The following is a 4113-nucleotide window of genomic DNA, read 5'->3' as shown; positions in this document are numbered from 1 at the left end:
GAGCCGATGCGTCGATGTTCAGCAGGGTGTAGTGAGCCTTGCGGTTCTTGCGGATGCGGTAGGAGAGACCCTTGAGGCCCCAGTATTCGTTCTTGGTAACCTTGCCGCCACCCTGAGACAGGATTTCGGTCAGAGCAGTGGTCAGTTCTTCAACCTGCTGCTGCGAAACGTCCTGGCGAGCCAGGAAGATGTGTTCGTAAAGGGCCATTGAGTGCGCCTTCCTTTCAGTTTCGATACGCGTTTCGCTGGCGCGGAGCCCCTTCGAAGCCGGAAAGGCGTCAAAGCAGTCTTGCAAAGAGCGGGAACACGGGAGGCCGGATCAGGTATCGATCCTGTTTCTCCCAACGTAAGGCTCAAAGAGCCCTGTCGTTCAAAGGGGAAACCCTCCGTTCAGCCCCCGGCCAAACGAATTGCTGCGGCGGCTATAGAATAGACGGCGTCCCAATGCAAGCGTCAGGCGCCTGCGGCCCGCAGCAGGGCGGCGCTTTTGTGGGCCACGACGCGATTGCGGCCGGCATTCTTGGCCTCATAAAGCGCTTCGTCGGCAAGGCTGAGCATCCGCGGCAGATTGGCCGGCGCGTGGAACTCGACAATGCCGATGCTGACGCTGGTGGCAACAGTCACCTCGCCATGATGCAGCGTCTCGGCGGCAATCGCTTCGCGAATCCGTTCGGCAACCCTGGTACCCTCTTCGATTCCGGCGCCCGGCAGGATGATGGCAAATTCCTCCCCGCCAAGCCGGCCGAGAATGTCGCCCTTGCGCAGGCCCGCTGCAAGGAGGCCCGCCACGACCTGCAGGACGTGATCGCCGACCGGATGGCCATGCGTATCGTTGATCGATTTGAAATGGTCGACATCCACGGCCAGGGCGACATTCGGCGTGCCGTCCCGTTGCCTGACAAGGCTAGCCTCGGCCGTCTTGTTGAACTCCCGGCGGTTGAGCAGGCCGGTGAGGAAATCATGATTGGCGCGGTGCTCGATTTCGTCATGGGCGTCCTGCCAGAAAGCGTTGAGCATCACCATGGCAAGGGACCCGAGCGCCAGGGAGCCGATGCCCAGCCGGAAGGAGGCGACATCCCAGGGCGAGTCGAGCGGCACATGGTCCACATAGAGCGGGATCAGATCGACGGGGACGGCAAACAATATCCACATGGCAGCGAGGCCCGAAAGCACGAGCGCGATCCGCGGACCGAAGAGGGTCGAGCACCAGATGAAAGCCGGCACATGCAGCATCAGGGCGCCAGGCCCGCCAACGAAGGGCATAAGGCCGCAAGAGGCGATGAGCGCGGCGATGGCCGCCGCCTTTTCGGGCAGTCCCGCATCGTCCTGGTCTGTCGGCGATGGCTTTCGCGCCTTGATGAGGCGTCCGCCCATCACCAGCGGCAGGAAAATGGCGTAATTCACAGCTTCTGAGGCCGTCCAGAGAAAGAAGCCTTCGAGACGGTCCAGTTCCAAAAGTGGTCCGGCAACAAGGCCGCCGGCAACACCGCAGGCAAGCGAGGCAGCAAGAACCACGACGGAGAAGTGGACGACGCTCGACGGTCGCGTCATCGGGAAGAACCGCGATGCCCAGAGCCGGATAAGAGCAAGTCCCGTTGCCACGCCGACAAGATTTGTAGCATTGAGCGTCGCCGATCGCACGAGGTCGCCGCCCGACACCAGATCCGCCGCCATATAGGCGAGCGCGGCCAACACCCAGGTCAGCGGCGAATTTGCCTTGGGATAAATGGCGAGAATGCCGAGCAGGGCCGCATTCGCCGGCCACAGGCTGGCAAGGTCGAAGGCCACGCGTGTATAGATACCCAGCAGCGCGAGAGCAAAGACGATCGCGGCCGTCAGGAGGGCGGCAATGAGCGGCTTGGCAAAGCCTGCATTTGTGGAAGCCGCCGCGGCTGAACTATCCATGGTGCCTCCAAAAAATCGCACTGGCCCGCAATTCTCCCGCAAATATCCTTAAGAGAGATTGCTTGACTCAACCAAATACACTCGGCAAACGCCTCGCAATGTCCGCAACCCCGGAGACGCCGTCATGACCAGCACCGCTTTCACCTTTCCCGGCCAGGGCAGCCAGGCCGTCGGCATGGGCAAGGAACTGGCCGATGCCTTCCCCGAAGCGCGTGCCGTATTCGACGAAGTCGATGACGCGCTGGGTCAAAAACTGTCCCAGACCATGTTCGAAGGCCCGGAAGACGTTCTGCGCCTCACCGAGAATGCCCAGCCCGCCCTGATGGCATCAAGCATTGCCGTCCTTCGCGTCCTCGAAAGCCGCGGCGTCACCCTGGCTGGCCATGCCAAATTCGTCGCCGGCCATTCGCTCGGCGAATATTCCGCCCTCTGCGCCGCCGGCACCTTCTCTCTTTCTGACACGGCCCGTCTCCTCCGCACCCGCGGTCAGGCCATGCAGAAGGCCGTTCCGGTCGGTCACGGCGCCATGGCTGCGCTCCTTGGTCTCGACCTCGAAACTGCCCGCGCCGTTGCCGAAGAAGCCGCCCAGGGCGAAGTCTGCCAGGTTGCCAATGACAATGCGCCCGGCCAGGTCGTCATCTCAGGCGCTCTCGCTGCCATCGAACGCGCCGTCGAAATCGCCAAGGCCAAGGGCTCCAAGCGCGCTCTGCTGCTGCCAGTCAGCGCTCCCTTCCACTGTTCTTTGATGCAGCCCGCCGCCGACGCCATGGCATCGGCCCTGGCTGAAGTGCAGATGAATGCCCCCGTCGTGCCGCTCGTCGCCAACGTGCTGGCTGCTCCGATCTCCGACCCGGCCGAAATCCGCCAGCGTCTCGTCGAGCAGGTCACCGGCGTCGTGCGCTGGACCGAAACCGTCACCTGGCTCGCAGGGCAGGGTGGTGTCACCCAGCTCGTCGAACTCGGCACCGGCCGCGTGCTCACGGGCCTTGCCAAGCGCATTGCCCCCGATGTCACCACCCATGCTGTCGGCGGACCCGCCGATATCGACGCCTTCGTCGCGACCGTCACCGCTTGAACCAAGGAATAACAACATGTTCGATTTGACCGGTAAGCGCGCCTTGGTCACTGGCGCCAGTGGCGGCATCGGCCGCGAAATCGCCAAGGCACTGGCTGCTGCCGGCGCCACCGTGGCTCTCTCGGGTACTCGCGTCGGTGCCCTTGAGGAAACAGCCCAGCAGATCGGCAAGGAATGCCCGATCCTGCCGTGCAACCTCTCCAAGATGGACGACGTCGATACCCTCGTGCCCGACGCAGAAGCTGTCATGGGTGGTGTGGATATCCTCATCAACAATGCCGGCATGACCCGCGACAATCTCTTCATGCGCATGAAGAATGAAGAATGGGACGAAGTCATCGCGGTCAATCTCACCGCTGCCTTCCATCTCAACCGCGCCGTGCTGCGTGGCATGATGAAGCAGCGCTGGGGCCGCATCATCGGCATCTCTTCGGTTGTCGGCGTCATGGGCAATCCCGGCCAGGGCAATTACGCCGCCTCCAAGGCGGGCCTCATCGGCATGAACAAGGCGCTGGCCTATGAAGTGGCGAGCCGCAATATCACGGTAAATTCCATCGCCCCCGGCTTTATTGCCTCGGCCATGACGGATGAACTGAACGACAAGCAGCGCGAAGCCATTCTCTCGACCATTCCTGCCAACCGCCTCGGCACGCCCCAGGAAGTCGCCGCCTGCGCCGTCTTCCTCTCGAGCGACGCTGCAGCCTACGTCACGGGCCACACGCTCAACGTCAACGGCGGCATGGCGATGATCTGATTGGAATGGCCGGAGTGGCAAACTCCGGCCGTCCGTTGCTAATTGGCGCGTTAATAAAGCCTTAAACCCTTGGAAACCACGCCTCTCGCTGCTGGCAAACCCCAAGGAAACATGTTACTCGCGCCCCGTTAACCCTTGCCGGTTCGCCTTGCGAGCGCCGAGAAGGCCGCTTACATTGCCTCTGTGCAAGTCAAAACCGAGCTTGATGAATTGGCTTCGCGCCAATAAGAAGCGAAACGAAACGTCGATTTCTAAAAGGGAAGTCAAATATGAGCGATGTCGCTGATCGGGTCCGCAAGATCGTTGTGGAACACCTCAATGTGGACGCTGAGAAGGTCGTAGAAAAGGCCAGCTTCATCGACGATCTGGGCGCTGACTC

At 61.9% G+C, this 4113-nt stretch carries 5 protein-coding genes; 3 read left to right on the top strand and 2 right to left on the bottom strand.

All coding sequences use genetic code 11. The features are described from left to right. Both rpsF and ABW043_RS08555 read right to left on the bottom strand, forming a co-directional pair. A partial coding sequence (rpsF, locus tag ABW043_RS08560; protein WP_502908625.1) for a 30S ribosomal protein S6 occupies nucleotides 1–235 on the bottom strand: 235 nt, incomplete at its 3' end. Between the two features lie 218 nt (nucleotides 236–453). Next, the gene (locus ABW043_RS08555) at nucleotides 454–1905 is read right to left on the bottom strand and encodes a GGDEF domain-containing protein (protein ID WP_353920796.1); all 1452 of its coding nucleotides are present in this window, start codon (nucleotides 1903–1905) and stop codon (nucleotides 454–456) included. 124 nt (nucleotides 1906–2029) lie between these two features. Between ABW043_RS08555 and fabD the strand changes: the two genes are divergently transcribed. The 3 genes from fabD to ABW043_RS08540 form a co-directional block, all read left to right on the top strand. Further along, on the top strand, nucleotides 2030–2980 hold the full coding sequence (gene fabD, locus ABW043_RS08550) for an ACP S-malonyltransferase (RefSeq protein ID WP_353920795.1): 951 nt from the start codon (nucleotides 2030–2032) through the stop codon (nucleotides 2978–2980). Nucleotides 2981–2996: 16 nt separating this feature from the next. After that, nucleotides 2997–3734, top strand: coding sequence for a 3-oxoacyl-[acyl-carrier-protein] reductase (gene fabG, locus ABW043_RS08545; RefSeq protein WP_353920794.1), 738 nt, complete (start codon nucleotides 2997–2999; stop codon nucleotides 3732–3734). A gap of 269 nt (nucleotides 3735–4003) precedes the next feature. Then, nucleotides 4004–4113 (top strand): acyl carrier protein (locus ABW043_RS08540; protein ID WP_502908623.1); only part of this gene is annotated, 110 nt, incomplete at its 3' end.

Origin of the sequence: Devosia sp., assembly GCF_040509215.1 — a bacterium.
Classification (GTDB): domain Bacteria; phylum Pseudomonadota; class Alphaproteobacteria; order Rhizobiales; family Devosiaceae; genus Devosia.
This window is presented reverse-complemented; position numbering and strand designations above follow the sequence as displayed.